The 26,141-nt window shown below is 71.8% G+C and carries 21 protein-coding genes and 1 pseudogene; 13 read left to right on the plus strand and 9 right to left on the minus strand.

Annotated features, from left to right (window positions below; all coding sequences use genetic code 11):
* Nucleotides 1-142 precede the first annotated feature (142 nt).
* Complete coding sequence (locus FHS13_RS05945) at nt 143-742, plus strand: hypothetical protein (RefSeq protein WP_184288700.1); 600 nt, start codon at nt 143-145, stop codon at nt 740-742.
* A gap of 141 nt (nt 743-883) precedes the next feature.
* On the opposite strand, the gene FHS13_RS05950 is transcribed toward FHS13_RS05945, so the two are convergent.
* Both FHS13_RS05950 and FHS13_RS05955 read right to left on the minus strand, forming a co-directional pair.
* Nucleotides 884-2,848: an acyl-CoA dehydrogenase family protein gene (locus tag FHS13_RS05950; RefSeq protein WP_184288703.1), complete on the minus strand. Its 1,965-nt coding sequence runs from the start codon at nt 2,846-2,848 to the stop codon at nt 884-886.
* 99 nt (nt 2,849-2,947) lie between these two features.
* On the minus strand, nt 2,948-3,217 hold the full coding sequence (locus FHS13_RS05955) for a helix-turn-helix domain-containing protein (RefSeq protein WP_184288706.1): 270 nt from the start codon (nt 3,215-3,217) through the stop codon (nt 2,948-2,950).
* A gap of 128 nt (nt 3,218-3,345) precedes the next feature.
* Between FHS13_RS05955 and FHS13_RS21840 the strand changes: the two are divergent.
* A pseudogene (locus tag FHS13_RS21840) lies at nt 3,346-3,465 on the plus strand (IS481 family transposase); the annotation flags it as partial.
* A gap of 13 nt (nt 3,466-3,478) precedes the next feature.
* On the opposite strand, the gene FHS13_RS05965 reads toward FHS13_RS21840, so the two are convergent.
* Entirely contained in the window at nt 3,479-4,435 is a 957-nt protein-coding gene (locus FHS13_RS05965) for a S66 peptidase family protein (RefSeq protein ID WP_343064919.1), read from the minus strand.
* Between the two features lie 362 nt (nt 4,436-4,797).
* Nucleotides 4,798-5,649, minus strand: coding sequence for a type I methionyl aminopeptidase (map, locus tag FHS13_RS05970; protein WP_221442419.1), 852 nt, complete (start codon nt 5,647-5,649; stop codon nt 4,798-4,800).
* 114 nt (nt 5,650-5,763) lie between these two features.
* On the opposite strand from map, the gene FHS13_RS05975 reads away from it, so the two are divergent.
* Both FHS13_RS05975 and npdG read left to right on the plus strand, forming a co-directional pair.
* On the plus strand, nt 5,764-5,949 hold the full coding sequence (locus FHS13_RS05975) for a hypothetical protein (protein ID WP_184288710.1): 186 nt from the start codon (nt 5,764-5,766) through the stop codon (nt 5,947-5,949).
* 52 nt (nt 5,950-6,001) lie between these two features.
* Entirely contained in the window at nt 6,002-6,697 is a 696-nt protein-coding gene (gene npdG, locus FHS13_RS05980) for an NADPH-dependent F420 reductase (protein WP_184288712.1), read from the plus strand.
* Nucleotides 6,698-6,744: 47 nt separating this feature from the next.
* On the opposite strand, the gene FHS13_RS05985 is transcribed toward npdG, so the two are convergent.
* Nucleotides 6,745-7,785, minus strand: a complete 1,041-nt coding sequence (locus tag FHS13_RS05985) for an LLM class F420-dependent oxidoreductase (RefSeq protein WP_184288715.1) — start codon at nt 7,783-7,785, stop codon at nt 6,745-6,747.
* A gap of 221 nt (nt 7,786-8,006) precedes the next feature.
* Nucleotides 8,007-8,864, minus strand: a complete 858-nt coding sequence (panB, locus tag FHS13_RS05990; protein ID WP_184288718.1) for a 3-methyl-2-oxobutanoate hydroxymethyltransferase — start codon at nt 8,862-8,864, stop codon at nt 8,007-8,009.
* Between the two features lie 373 nt (nt 8,865-9,237).
* On the opposite strand from panB, the gene FHS13_RS05995 reads away from it, so the two are divergent.
* The 3 genes from FHS13_RS05995 (at nt 9,238) to FHS13_RS06005 (ending at nt 12,644) form a co-directional block, all read left to right on the plus strand.
* On the plus strand, nt 9,238-10,812 hold the full coding sequence (locus FHS13_RS05995) for a DHA2 family efflux MFS transporter permease subunit (RefSeq protein ID WP_184288721.1): 1,575 nt from the start codon (nt 9,238-9,240) through the stop codon (nt 10,810-10,812).
* The gene (locus FHS13_RS06000) at nt 10,803-11,231 is read left to right on the plus strand and encodes an Rrf2 family transcriptional regulator (protein ID WP_184288724.1); all 429 of its coding nucleotides are present in this window, start codon (nt 10,803-10,805) and stop codon (nt 11,229-11,231) included. Before FHS13_RS05995 ends, FHS13_RS06000 begins: the two co-directional genes overlap by 10 nt.
* A gap of 234 nt (nt 11,232-11,465) precedes the next feature.
* Nucleotides 11,466-12,644 (plus strand): globin domain-containing protein, encoded by a 1,179-nt coding sequence (locus tag FHS13_RS06005; protein ID WP_184288727.1) that lies wholly within the window; start codon nt 11,466-11,468, stop codon nt 12,642-12,644.
* Nucleotides 12,645-12,687: 43 nt separating this feature from the next.
* On the opposite strand, the gene FHS13_RS06010 is transcribed toward FHS13_RS06005, so the two are convergent.
* On the minus strand, nt 12,688-14,049 hold the full coding sequence (locus FHS13_RS06010) for a glutamine synthetase beta-grasp domain-containing protein (protein WP_184288730.1): 1,362 nt from the start codon (nt 14,047-14,049) through the stop codon (nt 12,688-12,690).
* A gap of 279 nt (nt 14,050-14,328) precedes the next feature.
* Between FHS13_RS06010 and FHS13_RS06015 the strand changes: the two genes are divergently transcribed.
* The 3 genes from FHS13_RS06015 (at nt 14,329) to FHS13_RS06025 (ending at nt 17,515) form a co-directional block, all read left to right on the plus strand.
* Nucleotides 14,329-14,910 carry a hypothetical protein gene (locus tag FHS13_RS06015; RefSeq protein ID WP_184288733.1) on the plus strand — a complete coding sequence of 194 codons (582 nt, stop codon included), beginning with the start codon at nt 14,329-14,331 and terminating at the stop codon, nt 14,908-14,910.
* 47 nt (nt 14,911-14,957) lie between these two features.
* Nucleotides 14,958-15,293 carry a hypothetical protein gene (locus tag FHS13_RS06020; RefSeq protein ID WP_184288736.1) on the plus strand — a complete coding sequence of 112 codons (336 nt, stop codon included), beginning with the start codon at nt 14,958-14,960 and terminating at the stop codon, nt 15,291-15,293.
* A gap of 314 nt (nt 15,294-15,607) precedes the next feature.
* The gene (locus FHS13_RS06025) at nt 15,608-17,515 is read left to right on the plus strand and encodes a carbohydrate-binding module family 20 domain-containing protein (RefSeq protein ID WP_184288739.1); all 1,908 of its coding nucleotides are present in this window, start codon (nt 15,608-15,610) and stop codon (nt 17,513-17,515) included.
* A 57-nt stretch (nt 17,516-17,572) separates the two neighbouring features.
* Here FHS13_RS06025 and FHS13_RS06030 read toward each other — a convergent pair whose 3' ends face one another.
* On the minus strand, nt 17,573-20,611 hold the full coding sequence (locus tag FHS13_RS06030) for a bifunctional [glutamine synthetase] adenylyltransferase/[glutamine synthetase]-adenylyl-L-tyrosine phosphorylase (RefSeq protein WP_184289203.1): 3,039 nt from the start codon (nt 20,609-20,611) through the stop codon (nt 17,573-17,575).
* A 142-nt stretch (nt 20,612-20,753) separates the two neighbouring features.
* On the minus strand, nt 20,754-22,178 hold the full coding sequence (gene glnA / locus FHS13_RS06035) for a type I glutamate--ammonia ligase (RefSeq protein WP_184288742.1): 1,425 nt from the start codon (nt 22,176-22,178) through the stop codon (nt 20,754-20,756).
* Between the two features lie 331 nt (nt 22,179-22,509).
* Between glnA and FHS13_RS06040 the strand changes: the two genes are divergently transcribed.
* The 3 genes from FHS13_RS06040 to FHS13_RS06050 all read left to right on the plus strand — a co-directional run bounded on the left by FHS13_RS06040 (nt 22,510) and on the right by FHS13_RS06050 (nt 26,140).
* Nucleotides 22,510-22,983 (plus strand): RDD family protein, encoded by a 474-nt coding sequence (locus FHS13_RS06040; RefSeq protein ID WP_184288746.1) that lies wholly within the window; start codon nt 22,510-22,512, stop codon nt 22,981-22,983.
* 155 nt (nt 22,984-23,138) lie between these two features.
* On the plus strand, nt 23,139-24,563 hold the full coding sequence (locus FHS13_RS06045; protein ID WP_184288750.1) for an LCP family protein: 1,425 nt from the start codon (nt 23,139-23,141) through the stop codon (nt 24,561-24,563).
* 200 nt (nt 24,564-24,763) lie between these two features.
* Entirely contained in the window at nt 24,764-26,140 is a 1,377-nt protein-coding gene (locus tag FHS13_RS06050) for an LCP family protein (protein WP_184289206.1), read from the plus strand.
* Nucleotide 26,141 lies beyond the last annotated feature (1 nt).

Consider the following 26,141-nt stretch of genomic DNA (forward strand, 5'->3'; position numbering starts at 1 on the left):
GGGTCTCCAGGAAACGGCTGTCTGTAACGTGCATTCCTTGGCCGGTTTCGGCCATGATGCGAAGTCGCCGGTCGGGAGGAGCCCGGACACCGGCCCCTGGCAGGCCCTCCGGCGGATGTCTATCATCGGATCCTGTCGCAGGATGTGGCGCAGAGGCGATCCCAGGAGGGTGGTACGGGTGGGAGCGGATCCGGACAGGGAGCTGCCGGTCCTGGCGCGGAGGGCCCTGGACGCCTTCGCCGAGAGCGCCGTGCGGCGCAGGGACCGCGACTCGCTGGTGGAGACGGCCTTCGCCGCACTGTTCGACCTGTACCGGGCCACCACCCCGGCCCAGCGGGACTCCCCCGGAGGGCGGCGCTTCGCCTCCGAGCTGGCCGAGCTGCTGGTCAGCGGCAACAACCCCGCCCGCCTCGGCCTCTACGTCGTGCGCAGCCAGACCGCCGCCGAGAACGGCCGCCACGAGGGCTACCGGCCCGCCTGCTGGCGCCGCTCGATGCTCCAGCTCCTCGCCGAGGAGTTCGTGCCCTGGCGGCAGTTCCTGCGCCCGGAGGACCTGGAGACGATCGTCCGCATCGACGAGGCCCTGGCCGAGGTGGCGGCGGAGGCGGGCCCCGCCTCCGCCGAGGAGGTGCCCGCCTGGGTGCCCGAGACGCACTGGTGGTGGTGGGAGCCGGCCCGCCTGCGGGGCGAGTACGCCCCCGAGCGCCGCGACAGCGGCCCCTTGGACGCCGTCGCCGACTGACCTCCCGCGCCGGGGTCCGGTACGGGAGGCGGAGCCGCCGCACCGGAGGAAGGGGCCCGGGCGCGCCCGCCCGGCGGCCGCGCGCCCGAAGGCATTCGCATCCCTTGTCCGGTCCTGCGCCGAACGCCGCTCCGGGCGGCCTCAGGCCCCGGGCACCGGGTCGCCCTGGCGGACGTGCTCCGCGCCCAGGGCGATCGGTGCGGCCAGCCACTCGTCGCGCAGGCCGAAGGCGTCGGCCAGCTGCACCGCGTAGGGGCGCAGTCCCCGGCACAGGTCGTCGACGGCACGTGTGACGGCCTTGGCGCGGGAGGTGGAGAGGCGCTCGTGCTCCAGGAACCAGGCGCGGTCCTCCTCCACGAGGGAGAGCACGTACAGGTCGCAGAGCCGGTTGAGGAGCTTGGCGGTGGCCTTGTCGCCGCAGCGGTCGATCCCCGCGACGAACGCCTCCAGCACGACCCGGTCCACGTGGACCCTGCCGGCCTTGAGCACGTGGTCCTGGGCGCGGTTGAAGGCCTCGAAGGCGTCGCCGCCGTCCTTGCCCGCCCGGCGCAGCCTTGCGGCCAGGCCCTCGACGACGTGCTTCTCCCGGTCCTCCAGCAGCTCCAGCTGCCAGCCGCGGTTGTACAGGGCGTCCTCGCCGTCGCGGCCGGGAGCCGCGCTGACCAGGCGCTCGATGAGCGGGATCGCGGCGGTGCGCTCGATGACGGTCTCGAACACCTTGCCCGCCATGAACCTGACCAGCCCCCGCTGGTCGAGATCGCCGAAGGAGTCCCGGAAGTCGGTGAGGAGGCTCTTGGTGAGCTGCTGGAGCAGGACCGTGTTGTCGCCCTCGAAAGTGGTGAAGATGTCGGAGTCGGCCCTCAGCTGCGGAATGCGGTTCTCGGCCATGTAGCCGGCGCCGCCGCACGCCTCCCGGCAGGTCTGGATGGTCTCGGAGGCGTGCCAGGTGGCGACGGCCTTGAGTCCCGCGACCCGCGACTCCAGCTCGCGCTGGGCCCGCTCGTCGGGCCTCTCGGCCCGAGACAGGTCGTGCAGACGGGAGACGAGCTCCTCCTGCGCGAAGTGCAGGGCGTAGGTGCGGGCCAGGGCGGGCAGCAGTTTGCGCTGGTGCGCCAGGTAGTCGAGGATGCGCACCTCCTGCGCGGGGCCGTCCTCCGAGGGGCGGGTGAACTGCCGGCGCGTGTCCGAGTAGCGGATCGCGATGGCCAGGGCGGCCTTGGCCGCGCTGCCCGCGCCCCCGGCCACGCTGACCCGGCCGCGGATGAGGGTGCCGAGCATGGTGAAGAAGCGCCGCCCGGGGCTCTCGATGGGGCTGGAGTAGGTGCCGTCGGGCGCGACGTCGCCGTACCGGTTGAGGAGGTTGCCGCGCGGTACCCGCACCTGGTCGAACCACAGGCGGCCGTTGTCCACGCCGTTGAGGCCGGCCTTGGTGCCGCAGTCCTCGATGCGCACACCCGGCATCGGCCGGCCGTCCGCGTCGCGGATCGGCACCAGCACGGCGTGCACGCCGTGCTCGCCGCCGCCCGCGTGCAGCTGGGCGAACACCACTGCCATCCGGCCGTCGCGAGCGGCGTTGCCGATGTAGTCCTTGCGCGCCGCCTCGTCGGGGGTGTGGACCACGAACTCCTCGGTGGCGGGGTCGTAGGTGGCGGTGGTGCGCAGGTTCTGGACGTCCGACCCGTGTCCGGTCTCGGTCATGGCGAAGCAGCCCGGCAGCTCCACCGACATCGCGTCGGGCAGGTACTCGCGGTGGTGGCGGTCGGTGCCCAGGGCGGTGATCGCACCGCCGAACAGACCCCACTGGACACCCATCTTCACCATGAGGGACAAGTCGGCGACGAGCATCTCGAAGGCGACGACGGAGGCACCGATGTCGTTCTTGCCGCCCACCGACTCGGGAAAGCCGTAGGCGGGCATCTCCGTCCCGGCCAGGGCCTTGAGCTGGCTGAGCGTACGGGCGCGGTGCTCGTCCACGGTGAGGCCGTGCACCGGGGCGTAGAGGTCGCCCTGCAGCACCTCGCGGGCACGCTCGCGCACGTGTGCCCACCGTCCGTCGAGGAGGCCGCGGAGCTCGTCCCCGTCCACCTTCAGCTTCTTCTCGGTCATTGCTCCCCCTGGGTGTTCACCGGCGCCCGCGGCTCCGGACGGCCGGACAGCGCAACCACATCCGTACCCACGTTCCCACGTTCCACAGGGGGAGACGGCTCACACCGCGACGGGCGAGGGCTTCGCGGCCTCGTCCACCCGCCTCAGGAGGTCGTCCAGCGACAGGCCCAGCGCGGCGGCGACCGCGGCGACGGTGAAGAAGGCGGGGGTCGGTACGCGCCCGCCCTCGATCTTGCGCAGGGTCTCCACCGAGATTCCGGCCTCGCGGGCGACACCGACCATGGTGCGCTCGCCGCGCGCCTGCCGGAGCAGCCCGCCCAGCAGGCGCCCCCGCTCGATCTGGGCTGCGGTCAACGGCTCTCTCACCATGCCCAGAGTCTAGGTGTAATGACCACAGAGGTGAGGAACAGCCCGGCAGTGCTTGACAACAAGAGAGGGCCTCCGACATAGGTGTGGATTGCTCAGATCAACACCTGAAGAAGGTCAGGAGGCCCTCGGTGGCCCACACCACCCACGCCAGCGCCCGCCTCGCACCCGCCGGACGCCTGGCCCTGGCCCGCTGCGTGGTCGAGGACGGCCGGCCGCTCAGACGCGCCGCAGAACGCTTCCAGGTCGCGGGCGCCCGCCGGCTCAGGAGAGGCCGGGGAGCGACAGCTCCAGCATCCCGCTCTCGGCGTCGAGCAGGGCGGGGACGCCCAGGGGGAGGGTGAGCTGGGCGGCGCAGTGGCCGAACTCCAGGCCCCACAGCACCGGCACGCCCAGGGGCGACAGGCGGTCGCGCATCAGGTCGGCGATCACGCCCAGGTCGGGAGGGCAGTCCGTCCAGGTGCCCAGCACCACACCCGCGAGACCGGCCATCCAGCCCGACCGCAGCAGATGGGTGAGCATCCGGTCGATCCTGGCGACGTCCTCGCCCACGTCCTCCAGGACGAGGATGCCGCCGGCGGCCGACGGGCGGCTGTGAGGGGTCCCCAGGCCGTCGTTGAGCAGGCTCAGGTTGCCCCCCAGCAGGACCCCCTCGGCACGGCCCGGCACCAGCGCGTGCGCGCCCGGTGAGGTCAGCACCATGCGGCGCTCGGGCTCGAACAGCGTGGTGCGCAGTTCGAACTGGGCGATGGCGTCGCCCACGAAGTACTTGGTGCCCACCACCGGTCCGTGCACCGTCGCCACGCCCAGCTCGACCGCGAACGCCTCGTGCAGTGCCGTGATGTCGCTGAACCCGACCAGGGCCTTGGGCCGGGCACGGCGCAGCGCGTCGAAGTCCAGCAGGTCCACGGTCCGGTGCGCCCCGTCGCCGCCGCGCACGCAGAACACCGCGGCCACGTCCGGGTCGCACCAGGCCTCCTGGAGGTCGGCGGCCCGGGTGGCGTCGGAGCCGGCCAGATAGGGCAGCACCGGGTGCCGGTCGCGCACGTGCGGTGCCGGTTCCACCGCCAGCCCCCAGGAGGACAGCTCCGCGGCCGCGGCCTCCAGCTGTGCCTCGGGCACAGGGCTGCACGGTGCCACCAGCCGCACCCGGTCCCCCCGGCGCAGGCGCGGCGGGCGCGTCAGGGGGCGCGCCACCTCCTGGGTCGTCACTTCCGTCACAGGGTCCCCCTCCGGGAATCGCTCTCGCGCACCTGAGCGGCACGCACCCTCCACCTTCGACGCTCGGACGCTCCCCGGCCCCGGGGAGAGGTGGCGGGGCTCGCGGCAGGTGTTCCCGCTCCCGGCCGGACGGGTCGGACACGGGCCTGCCGGGGCGGACCCCTCCAGTCTGACCCGTATCGCCTCGCGGCACACGGGAAACCGCCGTGGTCACGGAGCTGCGGAACCGGATCGTCTCACGGGCGCCCGAGGAGGTGTACCGGACGCGCCGCACACCGGTGCGGGCGCCCGGCGAGCAGCAGGGCGGCCCGGCCCCCTTCCCGGAGAGGGGTCCGGGCCGTCGGGGGCGGGCAGGGGGAGATTCAGGGAAGGGTGAGGATCTCCGCGCCGGTCTCGGTGATGACCAGGGTGTGCTCGAACTGGGCGGTCCACCTGCGGTCGGCGGTCACGGCGGTCCAGCCGTCGTCCCACATGTCGTAGTCGATACCGCCCAGGGTGATCATCGGCTCGATGGTGAAGGTCATGCCGGGCACCATCACCGTGTCCCGCGTCGGGTCGTCGTAGTGCGGTACCACCAGGCCGGAGTGGAATTCCGGACCCACGCCGTGGCCGGTGAAGTCGCGCACGACCCCGTAGCCGAACCGCTTGGCATAGGACTCGATGACGCGGCCGATGACGTTGATCTGCCGGCCCGGACGGCAGGCCTTGATGCCGCGCATCAGTGCTTCCCTCGTCCGCTCGACCAGCAGCCGGTGCTCCTCGGAGACGTCGCCGGCCAGGAAGGTGGCGTTGGTGTCCCCGTGCACGCCGTGCTTGTAGGCGGTGATGTCGATGTTGACGATGTCACCGTCGGAGACGACGGTGTCGTCGGGGATGCCGTGGCAGATGACCTCGTTGAGCGAGGAGCACAGCGACTTCGGGTAGCCCTTGTAGCCCAGCGGGCTCGGGTAGGCGCCGTGGTCGAGGAGGAACTCGTGGCCGATCCGGTCCAGCTCGTCGGTGGTCACACCCGGCACGACGTGCTTGCCGACCTCCTCCAGGGCCTGAGCCGCGATGCGGCAGGTCTCCCGCATCCGCTCGACGGTCTCCGGGGTCTGCACGTCGCCCAGGACCCCCTCCACAGGGTGCTTGCGGCCGACGTACTCGGGCCGTGCGATGTGGGAGGGGACCGAACGTTGCGGCGAGATGCGCCCGGGAACCAGCGGAGTAGTCATGGACACCGATGATAGTTGGCGGTTTCCCGTGCTCCCCTCCCTCTCCGGACGGGTGTGAGGCAGGTCCCGCCGCGGGTAGACCCCGCAGGAGGACCCGCGAGCGAAGGAGGATCCGTGGTCGGCGTACCGGAGGACCAGTGGTGGTACTGCCTCAGGCACAGCAGGGTCGAACAGGGCCCGGGCTGTCCCAACCAGGCACGTATGGGGCCCTATCCCGACCGGGACACGGCCGAACGGGCGCTGACCATCGCGGCGGAGCGCAACTCGGCGTGGGAGGAGGAGAACGAGGAGGAGCGCTGACGGGCCGGGGCACTCCCCGGTCGGGAAGGGCCCCTCTGACAGGATCGGGCCCATGAGCGAAGCGAGCACACCCGAGAACGTGGACATCTCCGGCCGGACCGTCGCGGTCCTGGGCGGCACCGGCGACCAGGGGCGCGGCCTGGCCCGCAGGTTCGCCCTGGCCGGACACACCGTGTACCTGGGATCGCGCAGCGCCGAGCGCGCGGAGAAGGCGGCCCGGGAGCTGGTGGCGGCCGAGGACGCCGACATCGACGTCCGGGGCCTGGACAACGCCGGCGCGGCCGGGGCCGGGGACATCGTCGTCGTGGCCGTTCCCTGGGAGGGCCACAAGGAGCTGCTGGAGGCCCTGACCGAGCCGCTGCGGGGCAAGATCGTGGTCGACTGCGTCAACCCGCTGGGCTTCGACAAGCGCGGCCCCTACGCTCTGCCGGTCGCCGAGGGAAGCGCCGCCGAGCAGGCGGCCCAGGTGCTGCCGGAGAGCCGGGTGACGGCCGCGTTCCACCACGTGTCCGCGGTGGTCCTGCTCGACCCCGGGGTGGAGACGGTGGACCTGGACGTGCTGGTGCTGGGGGAGGACCGCGCCGCCACCGACGAGGTGCGGGCGCTGGCCGAGCGGATCCCCGGTGTGCGGGGCGTCTTCGGCGGCCGCCTGCGCAACGCCCACCAGGTCGAGGCGCTGACCGCGAACCTCATCGCGGTCAACCGCCGCTACAAGACGCACGCGGGCATCCGCGTCACCGGGCTCTAGGCCGGTACGCCCGCGGGGCCGGGGAGCGCCTCCCCGGCCCCTCCGGGTCAGGACAGCCAGCCCTTGACCTTCTCGACCAGCGCGACCGGGTCGCCGCCCGCAGGAACGACGTTGAGCTGGGTGACGCCTGCGGCGCGGAAGGCCTCCACCCGCTCGCGCACGTAGGACTCGGGGCCGACCAGGTTGGTCAGCTCCACGAACTCCTCGGGCACGGCGGCGGCCGCCTCGTCCTTGCGGCCCGACAGGTACAGGTCCTGGATCTTCTCCGCCGCCTCCTCGTAGCCGTAGCGGCGGGCGACGGTGTTGTAGAAGTTCTTGCCCTTGGCGCCCATACCGCCCACGTACAGGGCGATCATCGGCCGCGCGAGGTCGAGCAGCCTCTTGGTCTCCTCGCCCTCGCCGATGGCCAGCAGGCCGCCGGCGGCGATCTCCAGTTCGCCGAGCGAGGCGTCGCGCGCCGCCCTGCCCTCGGCGAGCGCCTCGCCCCAGACCTCCCCGGCCTTCTCGGGGATGAACAGGTGGGGGAGCCAGCCGTCGGCGATCTCGGCGGTCATGGCGACGTTCTTCATGCCGAGGGAGGCCACGTAGATCGGGATCTGCGGGCGGAGCGGCCGGTTGATGATCTTGAGGGGCTTGCCGAGGCCGGTGCCCTGCTCCGGGGGCAGCGGCAGCCGGAAGACCGCTCCCTCGTGGGTGAGCGGGGCCTCGCGCCGCCACACCTTGCGGCAGATCTCGACGGTCTCGCGGGTGCGGGCCAGGGGCTTGGTGTAGGGGACGCCGTGGAAACCCTCGACGACCTGCGGCCCGCTCGCGCCCAGCCCGAGGACGGCGCGCCCGTCGGACAGGTGGTCCAGCCCGGCGGCGGTCATCGCCAGGAGGGTGGGGGTGCGGCTGTACAGCTGCAGAATGGCCGACCCGATGGTCACGCTCTCGGTGCGTGCGGCGATGTAGCCCATGAGGGTGGGGCTGTCGAAACCGTAGGCCTCGGCCACCCACACGGTGTCGAGCCCGGCCTTCTCCAGTTCGACGACCTGATCGACGGCGGCCTTGGGTTCGCCCGCGTACTGGAGCGGCATCGAGATGCGCATCTGCTGTCCTCCCGGTGGGGCCGGGAACCGGCCCGTGGCGGTCCTGGTGTCGGCGTCACTGTACTACCGAGCGACATTCGGCCTGTGGTCCGCCTCACACGGTCCGGACACGCGGCCGCCGACCGGTTCGGGCCCGGTCGGCGGCGCGGGTTCTCCGACGCGGGAAGGGATGCCCGGCGGCCTCCCGCCTCCCGTGTCAGCAACCTCTCAGGGCACTACACCTAGGCGCTGTAGGAGTGGCGCTCCTCGGGGAAGGCGCCGGAGACGACCTCGCCGGCGAAGGCCGAGGCGGCGTCGCGCAGGGTCTCGTGCAGGTTGGCGTAGGTCTTGACGAACTTGGCCACCTTCGGGCTCAGGCCCGCCATGTCCTGCCACACCAGTACCTGGGCGTCGGTGCCGGGGCCGGCCCCGATGCCCACGGTCGGGACGGCCAGCTGCTCGGTCACCCTCCGGGCCAGGTCGGCCGGCACGCACTCCAGTACGACCGCGAAGGCGCCCGCCCGTTCGAGCTCCTTGGCGTCCTTGAGCAGGTTCTCCGCCGCCTCGTCGCCGCGACCCTGCACGCGGTAGCCGCCGAGGGTGTTCACCGACTGCGGCGTCAGCCCCAGGTGGGCCATCACCGGAACACCCGCGGAGACCAGCAGCTCCACCTGGGGGGCCACGGCGCGGCCGCCCTCCAGCTTCACGGCCTGGGCGCGCCCCTCCTTCATGAAGCGGGAGGCGGTCTCCAGCGCCTGCTGCGGGGAGGCCTGGTAGGAGGCGAAGGGCAGGTCGGCCACGACCATCGCCCGCTTGGTCGAGCGGGTGACGGCGGCGGTCAGGGGGATCAGCTCGTCCACCGTGACCGGGAGGGTGGTCTCGTAGCCGTAGACGACGTTGGCGGCCGAGTCGCCGACGAGCAGGACGGGGATGCCCGCCTCGTCGAAGACCCGGGAGGTGAGGGCGTCGTAGGCGGTCAGCATCGGCCAGCGCTCGCCGCGCTCCTTGGCGGCGGCCAGGTCGCGCACCGTGACGCGTCGGTTGGTGACCCCGCCGTAGAGGGAGTTCCCGGCAGAGGGGGTCGTGGGTGTGGTGCTCATGTTGTCTTCCTCCGTTGTCTCGAAGCACCTCGCGGGTGTCTCCGGACGTGTGGACGAAATATGTCGAGCCGCGCTCTCACGCGGGGCCGGCGGCGCCCGGTGGCCCGGGGCACGGGACCGAACGCCGCTCCGAGCATCATTGCACGGAGCCCGGGGGCCGCTTTCCATCGGATACAACCGGTTTGCCCCGGCAGGGCTTCCCCGACCCGGACGGTCGGGCGAGGGGGAGGGAAACGCCCAAGTCGTCCGGAGGGCGGGCCGGGTTTCGGGACGTTGTGTCACCGTGCGATGACGATGGCGTCCCGCCGTGTGCGGGCGCGGGGGAGCGCGGCGGGACCGGACGCCGCGGCCCGGCTGCGGAAGCGGGGAGAGTGTGGACGAGCGGACGGCGTACCGGCGCAGGTGGGGCGGTCTGGCGGTTCTCGTCCTCTGCCTCCTGGTCGTCGTGGCCGACAACACCATCCTCAACGTCGCGCTGCGGACCCTGTCCGACCCCGAGAAGGGGCTGGGCGCCACCCAGGCGCAGCTGGCCTGGGCGATCAACTCCTACACCCTGGTCTTCGCCGGTCTGCTGTTCACCTTCGGCGTGCTGGGTGACCGCTGGGGCCGCCGCCGCATGCTGGCGGCCGGCCTGGTGGTGTTCGGCACGGCGTCGGCGCTGTCGGCCTGCTCGCAGACCCCCGGCCAGCTCGTCCTGGCCCGGGCGGCCATGGGCCTGGGCGCGGCCATGGTGATGCCGCAGACCCTGTCGACCATCGCCCAGGTGTTCCCGGAGCGGGAGCGGGGCCGCGCCATCGGGCTGTGGTCGGGCGCGGTCGGGCTGGCCATGGCCCTCGGCCCGTCGGTCGGCGGGCTGCTGCTGGAGACCTTCTGGTGGGGATCGATCTTCCTCGTCAACGTGCCGATCGCCCTGACCGCCCTGGTCCTGGCCTTCCTCCTTCTCCCCGAGAGCCGGGACCCCGACCCGGGAAGGCCGGACGTGGCGGGCGTGCTGCTGTCGGTCCCCGGTCTGGTGCTGCTCGTCTACGGGATCATCACCGCGGGCGAGCGCTCCTCCCCCGCCGGAGGAGACGTCCTCGGCGCGCTTGCGGGCGGCGTGCTCGCGATCGTGCTCTTCCTGGTGCACGAGGCGCGCACCCCGAACCCGTCCCTCGACCTGCGCTTCTTCCGCGAGCCGCGGTTCAGCGTGTCGGTCGCCTGCGTCGTGCTGATGTTCTTCAGCATGTCCGGCCTGGTCTTCTTCCTCAGCTTCTACTGGCAGAGCGTGCGAGGGTTCGCCCCGCTCGCCGCGGGCCTGCTGGTGGTGCCGGCGGCGGTGGGGCAGATGACCCTGGCCCCGCTGAGCCCCGCCCTGGTGCACAGGTACGGGCAGCGGGCCGTCGCCGGGACCGGAGCGCTCGTCGTGGCCCTGAGCGTGTCGTTCCTCGTGCTCCTGCGCACGGACACCCCCGTGTGGCTCGTCCTGGTGCTCCTCTTCGCCCACTCCGCGGCGATGACCGTGGTGATCACCCCTTCCACCGACGCGATCGTCTCCACGGTGCCCGCGGAACGGGCCGGTGCGGCCTCGGCACTGCAGAACACCGTCCGCCAGGTGGCGACGGCGCTGGGAGTGGCCGTCGTCGGCGCGGTGATCTCCTCCCGCTACAGGGCCGGGATCACCCCCGCGCTGGAGGAGGCGGCCCGGCAGGAGGGGGCGGAGCACCTGGACGGGTCGGACCTGCACGCGGCGGGGGAGTCCGTCGAGGGCACCCTCGCGCTCGCCCGCGCGCTGGGGGAGCGGGGGCGGATGCTGGTGGCCCCGGCGAAGGAGGCGTTCATGGAGGGGGTGCACATCGCCGCGGCGGTGTCGGCGGCCTGTGCCCTGGTCGCGCTCGCGGTGGTCCTGCTGTGGCTGCCCAAGGGGGGAGGCGCCCGCCGGGCACGTCCTACCCTGAGGGAGTGCGCCTGACCGCTTTCACCGATGTCTCCCTGCGGCTGGTCATGCGGCTCGCGGCGGAGGACGGGCTCCTCACCACGCGGACCGCCGCGGGGATGCTCGCCGTGCCCTACACCCACATGGCCAAGGCCGTGGCCCGGTTGTCCGACATGGGCCTGGTGGAGACCCGCCGCGGAAGGGGCGGAGGCCTGCGCCTGACCGAGAAGGGCCGGCACGCCTCAGTGGGTTCGATCGTCCGCGAACTGGAGGGCGACGGAGACCTGGCGGGCTGCGAGGACGACCCGCCCTGCCCCCTGCGGGCCGCCTGCCGCCTGCGCGGAGCCCTGCGCGAGGCCCGGGAGGCCTTCTACGCGTCCCTGGACGGCGTGACCGTGGAGGCCTTGGTCACACCACCCGCCCGCACCACCCTCAACCTGCTGAAACCCGGCTGAGAGGAGACCTCGGTCCCGACGGGGGCAGGGGCCGCCGACCTCCCCCGAGCCGGGTCGAAGGTCCCTGCCGCGGGGCTGTCGGTCCCGCGCCGCAGAGGGGCGGAGGTCACGCGGGGCCTCCCGGGGGACCCGGCGGAGGGCACCCCTGCGGAGGGGGCCTTTTGGGGAGATTTAATATGCATTTCAGATACCAATTATCTGACCGGGGACACTGGTCCCCGCTGAGGAGGACGCATGCTCTCCACCGAGTCCGCCGCGGTCGTCCGGGCCACCATCCCCGCTGTGGCCGAGAACCTGGACACGATCACCGCTCGGTTCTACGACACGATGCTCGGCGAGAACCCCGAGCTCCTCGACGGCCTGTTCAACCGCGGCAACCAGGCCTCGGGGGAGCAGCGCAAGGCCCTGGCCGGCTCCATCGCCTCCTTCGCCACCCTCCTGCTGGACAACCCCGACGAGCGCCCCGACGCCCTTCTGTCCCGCATCGCGCACAAGCACGTGTCCCTGGGCATCACCGAGGACCAGTACGTGATCGTGCACAAGTACCTGTTCGGCGCCATCGCCCACGTGCTCGGCGACGCGGCGACCCCCGAGGTCGTGGCGGCCTGGGACGAGGTCTACTGGCTCATGGCCGGGGCGCTCATCGCCCTGGAGGCCCGCCTCTACTCCGATGCCGGGCAGACCGGCCGCGACGTGTGGCGCTCCTGGCGGGTGGCCGGGCGCACCGAGCAGACGCCCGACGCCGTCACCCTCACGCTCGAACCCGAGGACGACTCCCCGGCCCCCGACTTCCGGCCCGGCCAGTACGTCAGCGTCCGGGTGCGCATGCCCGACGGCGTCCGCCAGGCCCGCCAGTACTCCCTCACCGGCTGGGACGGCAGACAGCGCCGTATCACCGTCAAGCGCCTGCGCGCGGGGGAGACACCGGCCGGCGAGGTCTCCACCCTGCTGCACGACACCGCGGTCCCGGGCGAGACCCTCATGGTCTCCACCCCGGCCGGCGACGTGGTCCTGCCCGACGGGGAGCACCCCCTCGTGCTCGTCTCCGCCGGTATCGGCTGCACCCCGATGGTCGCCATGCTCCACCGGCTCGCCGAGCAGCAGAGCACCCGCCGGGTACTGGTCCTGCACGCCGACCGCAGCGCCGAGGACCACGCCCACCGCGACGAGATCGCCGCCCTGGTCGAGGCACTGCCGAACGCCGAGGCCGTGAACTGGTACGAGCAGGGCGAGGGCGGCCGCAAGGGCCTGATGGACATCGGCGCCGTCGAGGTCCCCGAGGGCGCCGAGGTCTACCTGTGCGGGCCGCTGCCGTTCATGCGCGACGTCCGCACCCAGTTCCTGGACGCGGGCGTGCCCGCCCGCCTGATCCGCTACGAGGTCTTCGGCCCCGACCTGTGGCTGGGCGCCTGAGCGTGCGGCGGGGGCCCGCCCGGGCCCCCGCCGCACGGAAGGCCTACAGCGTCGGCAGGTAGCGGGCCAGCTCGTAGGGGGTGACCTGACGGCGGTACTCGCGCCACTCCGCCTTCTTGTTGCGCAGGAAGAAGTCGAACACGTGCTCGCCGAGGGCCTCGGCGACCAGCTCGCTGTTCTCCATCAGGCGCAGCGCCTCGTCCAGGCTCTGGGGCAGCGGGCGGATCCCCAGGGCGCGGCGTTCGGCGTCGGTGAGCGCCCACACGTCGTCCTCGGCGCCCGGGGGCAGCTCGTAGCCCTCCTCGATGCCCTTGAGGCCCGCCGCGAGGATGACCGCGTAGGCCAGGTACGGGTTGCAGGCGGTGTCCATGGACCGGAGCTCGATCCGGCTGGAATTGGACTTGCCCGGCTTGTACATGGGCACCCGTACCAGGGCCGACCGGTTGTTGTGCCCCCAGCAGATGTAGGCCGGGGCCTCGCCGCCCATACCCGCGGAGGCCGCGGGGTCGTCCCACAGCCGCTTGTAGGAGTTGACCCACTGGTTGGTCACGGCGGTGATCTCGTCGGCGTGGCGCAGCAGTCCCGCTATGAAGCCGCGTCCCACCTTGGACAGCTGGTACTCGGCACCGGGTTCGTAGAAGGCGTTGCGGTCGCCCTCGAACAGCGACAGGTGGGTGTGCATGCCCGAGCCGGGGTACTGGGTGAACGGCTTGGGCATGAAGGTGGTGTAGACGCCCTGCTCCATCGCCACCTCCTTCATCACGAGCCGGAAGGTCATGATGTTGTCGGCGGTGGTCAGCGCGTCCGCGTAGCGCAGGTCGATCTCCTGCTGGCCCGGGCCGGCCTCGTGGTGGCTGAACTCCACGGAGATGCCCATGGCCTCCAGCATGTTGATGGCGTTGCGCCGGAAGTCGTGCGCGCTGTTGTGCGGTGTGTGGTCGAAGTACCCGCCCGAGTCGTTGGGCACGGGCAGTTCGCCCAGCTCCGGCATCTTCTTGAGCAGGTAGAACTCGATCTCGGGGTGCGTGTAGAACGTGAAGCCCAGATCGGAGGCCTTGCTGAGCTGGCGCTTGAGCACGTGCCGCGGATCGGCCGGTGAGGGCGAGCCGTCCGGCATGAGGATGTCGCAGTACATGCGCGCGGTGCCGTGCGGCTCGTTGCGCCAGGGCAGGACCTGGAAGGTGGAGGGGTCCGGCTGAGCCAGCATGTCGGCCTCGTAGACGCGGGCGAACCCCTCGATGGAGGACCCGTCGAAGCCGATGCCCTCGGAGAAGGCGGCCTCCAGTTCGGCCGGCGCGACCGCGACGGACTTGAGGTACCCGAGCACGTCGGTGAACCACAGCCGCACGAACCGGATGTCGCGCTCCTCCAGTGTGCGGAGCACGAATTCCTGCTGTCGATTCACGATCAACCTTCCTCGATGCCGGTCGCCCGGCCCGGCGTCCGCTGAGCCGTGCCGGGCACAGTGTCCCCGACACAGTCTGCCGTGTGCATATTTCCGGGGTATTTCCGCGCGGCGGCCCGCCCGGCTCCCCGTATGCGCATTATGGCCGCCGGAGGGCCGCCCCGAACCCCATCGGGCGCCCGGGAACTTGCCTCCAGGGGTGTGTCACTTTGCGTACATATTCATGTGCGCGTAGTTGTCTTGGTGTCGTCGTACAGCGGAGACGTCAGGAGGCACGGCATGGCTCGGTCCGTTCGGGTAGGGGCTCGGCTCGCGGCGGCCGGGTGCGCGGCCGCCCTCGGGGCAGCGGTGCCGGGGGCGCCCGCGCTCGCCGACGGCGCGGCTCTGCCCGAGTCCCCCCTCGGGTTGGTGCTGGAGGCGGAGGAGGTCGCGCCCGGCGGGGAGGCGGTGCTGCGCACGACCGTCTCCAACAGCGGACCGGAGGCGGTGGAGGACGCCCACCTGGCCCAGCACGTGGCCGAGGGGCTGGAGATCGTGGAGGCGGACGGAGACGGGCTGATCGCGGACGGAATCGTCAACTGGCGGGTCGGAGTGCCGGGCGGGGAGGAGGCCGTCTACACCGTGCGGGTCCGCCCGGCGGAGCACGCCGGGGAAAGTACGGCGAGCACCGCCTGCCTGCTGCTGGAGGGCGAGGACGACCCCACCGTGTGCGCGAGCGACGCGGTGGCGGTCACCGAGCCGGCCGTGCTGTCGCGCGCCTCCGGGAAGGTGGACCCCGCGATGGTCGCCGGGGGAGCGGGCGTCGCGCTCGCGGCGGGCACGGGCTGGCTGCTGTGGCGCCGCCGGGTGCGCCCCGTCTGAGCGGCCGCCGCGGAGGTGAAAACTACCGTACGTAGTAACCTGGGGCCATGAACATCCTCTCCTCCGCGCTTCTCTTCCTGCACATGCTCGGCCTCGCGGGCATCCTCGCGGGCTTCCTCATGCAGCTGATGACCGACAACCCCAAGTCGGTCAAGGTCCTGCTGCACAGCTCCCTCCTGCAGCTCGTCACCGGCCTGCTGATGGTGGGCGTCACCGAGATGGCGGGCGGGGGCATGAACCACATGTGGGTCGGAGTCAAGCTCGTGATCGCCCTGGCGGTCACGGTCGTGGCCTTCCTCAACCTTCGCAGGCCCGCCCGGAACCTGGCCGTCGCCGCGGGTGTGCTCGCCGTCGTCAACATCGGCGTCGCCGTGTTCTGGTAGGCCGCCCCCGGCCGCCGCAGGGCCGGCCCCGGCACGTACGCGTGCCGCGGTCGGCCCTTTTGCGTGCGCGGCTGACGTCGCGGCGAAAATTCTTGCGGGCCTTCCCCGCGGCGGCGGTCGTCTCTGTCACGGTGTGAGCAGGGAAGATCGCGTACGGGTCCGGTGGTACCGGGTCCTCTTTTCTCCGTGTTCCGTGAGCCCGTGTTTCCAACGGCGGCGCGGAAGGGTAGTGTGCGCAACGTCACGCAAGAAATTGCATCAATGGCAAGTTCCTGCGTGTCTCCCCCGCAAGCGCCACCCCCAGGAGCGCGATGATGCACAGAAACCGACCGGGTCGGACCCTGGCGGCACTCGCCGCCGCAGCCGCCCTGCTGACCTCCGTCCTGGCCGCCCCGGCAGCGGCCGCCCCCGAGTCGCCCGTACCGGCGACGCCCCTGCCGGCGGCGGACGCACCGACCGCCGCCAACGGGGACACGATCGTCCACCTGTTCCAGTGGAACTGGAACTCCGTCGCCGCCGAGTGCGAGGACTTCCTCGGCCCGAACGGCTTCGGCGGCGTCCAGGTCTCCCCGCCCCAGGAGCACGTGGTCATCCCCTTCGCCGAAGGCGGCAACTACCCCTGGTGGCAGGACTACCAGCCGGTCTCCTACCAGATCGACAACACCCGGCGCGGCACCGCCGAGGAGTTCGAGGACATGGTGGAGACCTGCCGCGACAACGGCGTGCGCATCTACGCCGACGTCGTCATCAACCACATGACCGGCCCCGGCTCCGGAACCGGCAGCAACGGGACCCCGTGGGCCCAGTACGACCACCCCGACCTCTTCGGCGACGGCACCGCGAGCTACGGCCGCGACAACTTCGGCCCCTGCTACGAGACCATCACCGACTGGAACGACAAGTGGGAGGTCCAGAACTGCCGGCTGCTGGACCTGGCCGACCTCGACACCGCCGACCCGCAGGTGCGCTCCCAGATCCGCCGCTACCTCAACGGCCTCATCGGCATGGGCGTGGCGGGCTTCCGCGTGGACGCCTCCAAACACGTCCCCGAGGCCCACATCGCCGAGATCTTCCGCGACCTCGACGAGGTCCCCGGATTCGGCGGACAGCCGCACATCTACCACGAGGTCTACGGTGACGCCACCATTCCCTACACGAACTACGCGCCCTACGGCCTGGTCACCAACTTCGACTACCAGCGCGACGTCTCCGCCAAGGTCCGGGACGGCAACCTGTCGCCCCTGCTGAACATGCCCCGCCACGGAGGCCTCGACTCCGACGAGGCGCTCGTGTTCATCGACAACCACGACACCCAGCGCTACGAGCCCACCCTCACCCACAAGAACGGCGCCCGCTACCACCTCGCGACCGCGTTCATGCTGGCCCACCCCTACGGCACGCCCGTGGTGATGTCCAGCTACGACTTCGGCGGAGCCGTCGCCGAGGGGCCGCCCAGCACCGGGACCGAGCCCGGCAACCCCGCCGGGTGGATCACCGCCGACAGCGACTGCTCCTCCTCCGACTGGGTCTGCGAGCACCGCGCCCCCGCCGTCGCCGGGATGGCCGCCTTCCGCAACGCCGTGGGTGACACCGCTCTCACGGCCAGGGCCCAGGACGGCTCGTCCCGGGTGGCCTTCGACCGGGGCGGCCGCGGATTCGCCGCCTTCAACGCGGGCGGCGGCACCTGGAACCTGACCGCCTCCACCGACCTGCCCGACGGCACCTACGAGAACGCGGCCGGCCCCGGCTCCTACACCGTCTCCGGCGGGCGCGTCACCGTCCAGGTGCCCGCCGACGGTGCGGTCGCCCTGCACGTGGGCGGCACCTGCGACGACCCCGCCGAGTGCGGCGGTGGCGACGACGGCGGTGGCGACGACGGCGGTGGTGACGGCGGCGGTGGCGACGAGGACTGCACGACCGTCGCCGCCGAGTTCCACGTCGAGGCCTCCACCCGCTACGGCCAGGAGATCCACGTCGTCGGCTCCCTCCCCGAGCTCGGCTCTTGGAACCCCCGCGACGGGCTCAGGCTCAGGACCGACGAGAACACGTACCCGTGGTGGAGCGGCGGCACCGACCTGCCCGTCGGCACCGAGTTCGAGTACAAGTTCGTCAAGATCGACGGCGCGGGCGACGTCGTGTGGGAGTCCGGTGCCAACCGGGTGGCCACCGGCGACGACAGTGCCGGAGGCTGCAAGCAGGTGTTCACCGAGTACTGGAGGTGACACGGGGCCGCCCGCGGCCCCGACGGCGCCCCCGCCCCGCGCGGGGGCGCCCCCGCGTCAGTCGTCGTAGAAGACCCGCTCCATCACGGCGCGGGCCCGGCGGGTCGCGTTGAGGTAGAGCTGGGTCAGCCGCTCCGCCGGCCCCTCCTGGACATCCGCGTCCTCCTCCGCGTCGTCCAGGCCCATCCCGGCGGCCAGCGCCGCCCGCACCCGCAGGTCGTGGGGGAGCGAGTCCCCGCCCCGGCCGCGCACCAGCATCACCATGCCGCGCACCCGCGAGGCCAGGCACCAGGCCTCGGCCAGCACGTCGCCGTCGTCGGCGCCGAGGAACCCGTGCGCCACGGCGGCCTCCAGCGCCTCCAGGGTTCCCGTGGTGCGCAGGTCCGGGCACTCGTGCGCATGGCGCAGCTGGATCAGCTGCGCCACCCACTCCACGTCCGACAGCCCGCCCCGGCCCAGCTTCGTGTGCAGTGTCGGGTCCGCCCCGCGCGGCAGCCGCTCGGCCTCCATCCGCGCCTTCAGCTTGCGGATCTCCAGCACGGAGGACGAGTCGATCCCCCCGGCCGGGTAGCGGAAGGGATCGATCAGATCGGTGAACGCCTCGCGCAGCCCGGGATCGCCCGCGATCGGGCGCGCGCGCAGCAGCGCCTGGCTCTCCCACACCTGCGACCAGCGCCTGTAGTAGGCCGCGTACGACTCCAGGGTCCGCACCAGGGGCCCGCTCCTGCCCTCGGGGCGCAGGTCGGTGTCGACCTGCAGCGGCGGCTCCGCGGCCGGCATCTCCAGCAGCCGTGCCAGTTCGCGGAACACCGCCATCGCCTGCCTCGTCGCCGCGGCGATGTCCACCCCGGGCAGCGGGTCGTGCACGTACATCACGTCCGCGTCACTGGCGTAGGTCAGCTCGCCGCCGCCGAAGCGGCCCATCGCCACCACGCACACCCGTGTCAGCTCCTCGCCGTCGGCCGCCACGACCCGGGACCGGGCGGCCCGCAGCGCCGCGTCGATCGTCACCGCCGCGATGTCGGTCAGCGCCGTGCCCACGTCCTGGACCGGCGCCGCGCCCAGCAGGTCGGCGGCGGCCGTGCGCAGCAGCTCCCGGCGGCGCAGTGCCCGCACGGCCGCCACCGCGTCCTCCGCCGTGTCGTGGCGGCGCAGCGCGGCCGCGGCCTCGGCCGCCAGCACCCCGGGCCCCCGGCGCGCCAGGTCGGTGTCGTCCGCCAGCATCGCCACCGCCTCCGGTGCGCGCAGCAGCAGCTCCGTCACGTATCTGCTGGTCCCCAGCAGCCACGCCATCCGCTCGGCCACTCGCACGTCGTCGCGCAGCAGGCGCAGGTACCACGGCGTCGTGCCCAGAGCCTCGCTGACCTGGCGGAACCCCAGAAGACCCGCGTCCGGGTCGGGGGAGTCGGAGAACCAGCCCAGCATCACCGGCAGCAGGGTCCGCTGGATCGCCGCCCGCCGCGACAGACCCGATGTCAGCGATTCCAGGTGCCGCAGCGCGCCGGCCGGGTCGGCGAACCCCAGCGCCTCCATCCGGTCCCGGGCCTGCTCGGGGGACAGGCGCTTCTCCTCGTCGGGCAGCCGGGCCACGGCGTTGAGCAGCGGACGGTAGAACAACTTCTCGTGCAGGCGCCGCACCTCCCCGGACACCCGCCGCCGGGCCGCGGTCAACTCGCGCACCGGGTCGGCCGTGAAGCCGAGGGCCCGGCCCAGCAGGCGCAGCTGGTCGGGCCCGTCCGGGTCGGAGGGGTCGGGCACCAGGTGGGTGCGCCGCAGACGCTCCAGCTGCAGCAGGTGCTCCAGTCGGCGCAGGAAACGGTAGGCGTCGGCCAGGCCGGCCGCGTCCCTGCGGCCCACGTAGCCGTGCTGCGACAGCGCCTCCAGCGCCTCCAGGGTGTTGCCCGAGCGCAGCCGCTCGTCGGTGCGGCCGTGCACCAGTTGCAGCAGCTGCACCGAGAACTCGATGTCGCGCAGACCTCCCGGACCCAGTTTCAGCTCCCGTTCGGCCCGTCCCGCCGGGATGTGGTCCAGCACCCGCCGGCGCATCGCCTGCACGTCCTCGACGAAGTCCTTGCGGGCCGAGGAGTGCCACACCATGGGAGTGATCACGTCCATGTACGCGCGGCCCAGCGCGGAGTCCCCGGCGAGGGGGCGCGCCTTGAGCAGGGCCTGGAACTCCCACGTCTTGGCCCAGCGCTCGTAGTAGGCCCGGTGCCCGGAGAGGGGACGTACCAGCGGGCCGCTGCGCCCCTCGGGGCGCAGGGCCGGGTCCACCTCCCACAGGGTGCCCTCGGCGTCGGTGTCGGAAGGGATGCGCATCATCGCGGTGGCCAGCCTGGTCGCGGCGCGCATCGCCCTCTGCTCGTCCGGCGGATCCCCGCCCTCGGCCTCCGCCGGCTCGGCGACGAAGACCACGTCCACGTCGCTGACGTAGTTGAGCTCCCGGCCGCCGCACTTGCCCATGCCGATCACCGCCAGGCGGCACAGCGCGGCGTCCTCGGGGTGCTCGGCACGCGCCACCGCCAGGGAGGCCTCCAGCAGGGCCGCGGCCAGGTCTGACAGTTCCGCGGCGGTCCGGTCGAGGGTGGCCGCGCCGATCAGGTCGCGTCCGGCCAGGCGCAGCACCCTGCGCCGGTAGGCCACCCGCAGGGCGTGCCTGAGCTCGGCCACCGGGCGGTTGTCCGAGGTCCCCGCGACGGGCGCGGGGGAGTGGGGATCGGCGCCCACGGTGTGCAGCAGGCCCAGGCGCAGTTCCTCGGGACCGGGGGCGCGGGCGGCGTCGGCGCCGCGCAGCTCCCGCCAGTCGCCCGGATGGCGCACCAGGTGGTCGGTCAGCGCCGTGCTGGTCCCCAGCACCTTGCACAGCCGGAGGCGCAGGTCGCGGTCCTCGTCCAGGGCCTCCAGCAGTTCGATGGGGTCGTTCCCCGCCTCCAGGACCCGCACCAGTCCGAGCAGGGCCCGGTCGGGGTCGGGTGCCTGCGCGAGGGCGTCGACGACGGCGCTGTCGGGGCCGGCGGCGATCCCCGCCTCCGAGAGCAGCCGCAGGGCCCGGGCGCTGTCGCCGAAACCGCGTCTGGCGAGCGCGCCTGCCGTCATGGTGCCTCTTTCGTCCCTTGCCACGCGTCCCACGGTAGCCGCACGGGTTCCCGGGGAACCGCACGGCTCGGGGCCGGTGTCCCTGTTCGGACACCGGCCCCGGTCAGGAGGGGGGATGGCCGCCCGGCCTTCCCTCGCATTCCTAGATGTCGTAGTACAGCTCGAACTCGCGCGGGTGCGGGCGCAGGCGCAGGGAGTCGATCTCCTCGGTGCGCTTGTGGTCCACGTAGGTCTCGAGGAGGTCCTTCGTGAACACGCCGCCCTCCAGGAGGAACTCGTGGTCCTCCTCCAGTGCTTCGAGGGCCTCCTCCAGCGAGGCGGGCACCGTCTTGATGGCCTGGGCCTCCGCGGGGGGCAGCTCGTACAGGTCCTTGTCGATCGGCTCCGGCGGCTCGATCTTGTTCTTGATGCCGTCGACGCCGGCCATCAGCATCGCGGAGAAGGCCAGGTACGGGTTGGCCGACGGGTCCGGCACCCGGAACTCGATGCGCTTGGCCTTGGGGTTGGAGCCGGTCAGCGGCAGGCGGATGCAGGCCGAGCGGTTGCGCTGGCTGTAGACCAGGTTGATCGGGGCCTCGTAGCCGGGCACCAGGCGGTGGTAGGAGTTCACCGTCGGGTTGGTGAAGGCCAGCAGTGCCGGGGCGTGCCTGAGCAGGCCGCCGATGTAGTAGCGGGCGGTGTCGGAGAGCTGGCCGTAGCCGGACTCGTCGAAGAACAGCGGCTCGCCGTCCTTCCACAGGCTCTGGTGGCAGTGCATGCCCGAGCCGTTGTCGCCGAAGAGCGGCTTGGGCATGAAGGTCGCCGTCTTGCCCGCCTCGTTGGCGACGTTCTTGATGATGTACTTGTACAGCTGGACGGTGTCGGCCTCGTGGAGCAGGGTGCCGAACTTGATGCCGATCTCGGCCTGGCCCGCGGTGCCGACCTCGTGGTGCTGGAGCTCGACCTCCACACCGGCCTCGATGAGGGTGCGGACCATGGTGGAGCGCAGGTCGCTGTAGTGGTCGACCGGCTCGACCGGGAAGTAGCCGCCCTTGTAGCGCGGACGGTAGCCGCGGTTGCCGCCCTCGACCGAGGATCCGGTGTTCCAGGCGCCCTCGATGGAGTCGATCTCGTAGAAGCCGGTGTTGGACCGGGTCTCGAAGCGGACGTCGTCGAAGATGTAGAACTCGGCCTCGGGGCCGAAGAAGGCGGTGTCGGCGATGCCCGAGCCGCGCAGGAAGGCCTCGGCCTTGCGGGCCACGTTGCGCGGGTCGCGGCTGTAGGACTCCAGCGTGAGCGGGTCGTGGACGAAGAACGTCATGTTCAGCGTCTTGTACTTGCGGAACGGGTCCACGACGCCGGTGCTCAGGTCGGGGAGCAGCAGCATGTCGGACTCGTGGATGGCCTGGAAGCCGCGGATCGACGAGCCGTCGAACATCTGGCCGTCGCGGAACGTCGACTCGTCGACGTTCTCGACCGGGAGGGTCACGTGGTGGACTCCCCCGAACAGGTCTGTGAAGCGGACATCGAGGAACTTGACGTCCTCGTTCCGGATGAAAGCGAGCACCTCGTCGACGCTGCTGAACAAAGGGACCTCCGTGCACGTGGCTGAGACGGCGGCGGGTCCTCCGGCCGCTCCGTCGCGGCGGGGCCGGACACGCGTTCTGTCTCCCGGCTTCGAGGAAAAGCTAGAAGCGGGTGGTTTCCACGCCATGTCTCGATTGTTTCCTGTATGTTACGGACCCTGTCATTTTTACAGACCAACCCGTCCGACGTGCTGTTTCACTCGCGTTCTGGGATAAACGGGACACTTCCCACGCACCTTCTGTGGCCCAGGACACGAGAGGGTGTCGCCCCGGTCTCCCGCTTGCGGGCCGCCCGGAACCGGTTCCGCTGCCGGGGTGGATAACGTGGAAGGCATGAGCGACACGAGCGGGGCCGCGACCGCGGCCGACGACGACTTCCGCTACCGGGGCAACCGGCTCGGCCTGCCCGAGAGCGGTCCGGGTTCGGTCCCCGGTGTCTTCCGCAGGGTCGCCGGACTGGTCCTCGACTGGTTCCTGGCCCTGGCCCTGGCCTGGGCCGCCCACGGCCTCGGCCTGGTCGGGAGCGGCGTCACCGAGGAGCAGGAGGTGGTCTCGCTGATCAGCAACACCGCCCTGGTGATCTTCGCCGTGATGAACATCCTCCTGCTCACCCTGTTCGGCACGTCGGTCGGCCGCCGCCTGGTGGGCGTCGGCATCACCGCCACCGGCGAGCGCTCCTGGCCCTGGTTCGTCTCCATGGCCGTGCGCACCCTGCTGCTGTGCCTGTTCGTTCCCGCCGTCATCTACGACCGGGACACCCGCGGCCTGCACGACCGCGCCGCCGGAACCGTGGTCACCCGCTACTGAGGGACCCCCCGCCCGCGCGTACGCGTGTTCCCCGGGCGGCTGTTAGCATCCGTTCATCGCACGACCAGGAAACACGGCGGCCGCCCTCCGCGCGGCCCCCGACCGCGTGCCTCCCCTCCTCCGGTACCCCAGTACCCCACCCTCCGAAGGTTCGCATGGCTGGAAAACGCTCCGCTCCCCGTCCCGCAGGCGTCCTCGACGCCATGAGGATGTCACCGGGGCAGTGGGTGGCCTGCGCGGCCACCGCGCTGTCGATCATCGCGAGTCTGGGCGGCTACTGGTGGTACCAGGGCATCGTCGGCAACATCACGACGGCCCAGGTCGACACCGACCAGTGGGACCGGCCCACCAGCGTCGAGGGCGTGATGAACCTCCTGGTCATCGGCTCCGACGTGCGCTCGGGTGAGAACGCCGACTATGGCGAGGCCGAAGGCGCGCGCCCGGACATGATGCTGATCGCCAGCATCAACGTCGACAAGGGCGCCGCCACCCTGGTGAACCTGCCGCGCGACCTGGTCGTGGACCTGCCCGCCTGCGAGGCGGTCGAGGGCTACGAGGGGATGGGCGCGCACAGCGGCATGATCAACTCGGCGATGACCTTCGGCGGCGTCGGCTGCCAGTGGCAGACGGTCGAGCAGGTCACCGGTGTGCACCTGGACCACTTCGTGATGATGGACTTCGGCGGGTTCAAGGACATGGTCGACGCCATCGGCGGCGTCGACATGTGCATCCCCGAGCCCATCGACGACCCCAAGGCGCACCTGACCCTGTCCGCCGGGCAGCAGACCCTCGACGGCGAGCAGTCGCTGGGCTTCGTGCGCTCCCGCTACGGGCAGGGCGACGGCAGCGACCTGTCCCGCATCGGCCGCCAGCAGCAGTTCATGGGCGCCATGCTGCGCCAGGTGCTCAGCAGTGAGGTCATGACCAGCCCGCTGACCATCACCAACTTCCTGCTCGCGGTCACGGATTCGGTCACCACCGACAACGACTTCACCATCGACACGATGACCGACATGGCCATCTCCATGCGCGAGGTCGACCTGAACCGCATCCAGTTCGTCACCGTCCCCAACGGGCAGCACCCGGAGGACCGCAACCGCCTCGCCCTGAGCCAGCCCGCCGCCTCCGAACTGTTCCAGGCGATCAACTCCGGCGCGGACCTGACCGACGAGAAGGAGGAGAAGGAGGAGGAGCCCGCCGCGGAGGACGCGCCGGACCCCTCGGAGGTCTCCGTCATGGTGCTCAACGGCACCACCGTCCAGGGTCTGGCCAACGAGGTGGCCCTCTACATGCAGGGAGAGGGCTACCTGATCGCCGGCCAGGGCAACCCCACCGTGCGGTTCCCCGAGTCGACGACCGTCTACCACGCCCCGGGGCAGGCGGCCGCGGCCGAGGCGCTCGCTGCCTCGCTGGACGGCCCGGCCGCCGTCGAGGAGGTGGCGGACCTGCCGCAGACCCTGGAGCTGGTCATCGGAAACGACTGGAACGGCTTCAAGGGCGGCTCCGCCGAGCCCGACCTCTCCGTCACGGAGGACCTGGGCGGGATCACCGCCGCCGAGGAGGAGGAGAGCGTCTGCTGACCGAGGAATTCGGTCGGAGCGCTTCCTTGCCCGGATGCTGCCGAAATCTGGCACGGAACGTACGGTTCCGGTAGCATCCGGGCAGTCGCGTCCGGGTGCCGGGCAGAACGCCCCTTCCCCCGCCGGATGTGCCCCCAAACCCCGGAAACGGATCGCAGGTGCCTTCCTTGGCTCGCAGAAAACCGAAGCCCGCTCCGCTGATGACGCTGGGCCAGTGGTCCGCGTGCGGCGTCACCGCGGCCGTGATCGCCGCCGGCCTGACCGCCTACGCCGGATACCGGGACGTGCTGGCGGTGCAGACCGAGGAGGTCGACACCGACGCCTGGGGGAACCGGCCCGACAAGGTCGAGGGGATCCACAACATCCTGCTGATGGCCACCGACGAGCGGTCCGGCGACGAGGCCGGGTACAGCGCGGCCAACGGCATCCGGCCCGACGTCATCGTCCTGGCGAGCGTCGACGTGGACAGGAGCGGTGTGACCATGGTCAACCTGCCGCGCGACCTCATGGTCCAGATCCCCCCGTGCGACCCTGCGGGGGAGGCCCCGGGGACCCCGGGGACCTTCGACCAGCTCAACCACGCGATGGTCCACGGCGGCATGGACTGCCAGGCCAAGACCGTGGAGGACGTCACCGACGTCCGCCTGGACCACATGGTGCTGGTCGACTTCGCGGGGTTCCAGCACATCGTCGACTCCGTCGGCGGCATCGAGATGTGCATCCCCGAGCCGATGGTGGACCCCAAGGCGCACCTCGACCTGCCCGCCGGACAGCAGGTCCTCGACGGCGAGCAGGCGCTGGCCCTGGCGCGCTCGCGCGACACCACCGAGCTCGGCAGCGACCTGGAGCGGATCAGGCGCCAGCAAGAGATGCTCGGCCTGATCCTGGGCGAGGTCACCGGCGGCGAGCTCCTGTCCAGCCCCACCGCCGTCTACGACTTCCTGGGCTCGGTCAACGACAGCCTGGTCGCCGACAGCGGATTCACCATGGACGCGATGGCCGAGCTGGTCATCGCGATGCGGGAGGTGGACCTGGACCGGGTGAACATGGTGACGGTCCCCGTCGTGGACGCCGACCCCGCCCTGTACGAGGGGAAGGTGGAGCTCGTCCAGGACCGGGCGCAGGAGCTGTTCGCCGCGGTCGCCGCCGGCGAGGTCCTCCCCGAGGAGGAGAGCGGGAAGGACGAGGAGGGCGAGGAGGCCGTCGAGCCCTCCGACGTGTCGCTCCGGCTCCTCAACAACAACGGCACGACCGGCCTGGCCGCCCAGGTGGAGCCCCTCCTGACCGCAGAGGGGTTCGACGTGGTCGGGACCGGCAACCCTGAGGTGCGGGCACCCGAGCTGACCACCGTCTACCACGGCCCCGGGCAGGAGGCCTCCGCGCGGCTGGTGGCCGGCGCACTGGTCGGCGGGGCGCAGGTGGAGGAGGCGGCCGACCTCGGCGAGAGCCTGGAACTGGTGATGGGCGCCGACTGGCAGGGCATCGGCTCCTCCGACGGCTCGGACGGCGGGGGCGGCACCCTGGAGGAGCTGGGCGCCACCACCGCGGCCGACACCTCGGGGGAGAACACCTGCTGAT

Origin of the sequence: Nocardiopsis algeriensis (assembly GCF_014203695.1) — a bacterium.
GTDB classification, from domain to species: domain Bacteria; phylum Actinomycetota; class Actinomycetes; order Streptosporangiales; family Streptosporangiaceae; genus Nocardiopsis; species Nocardiopsis algeriensis.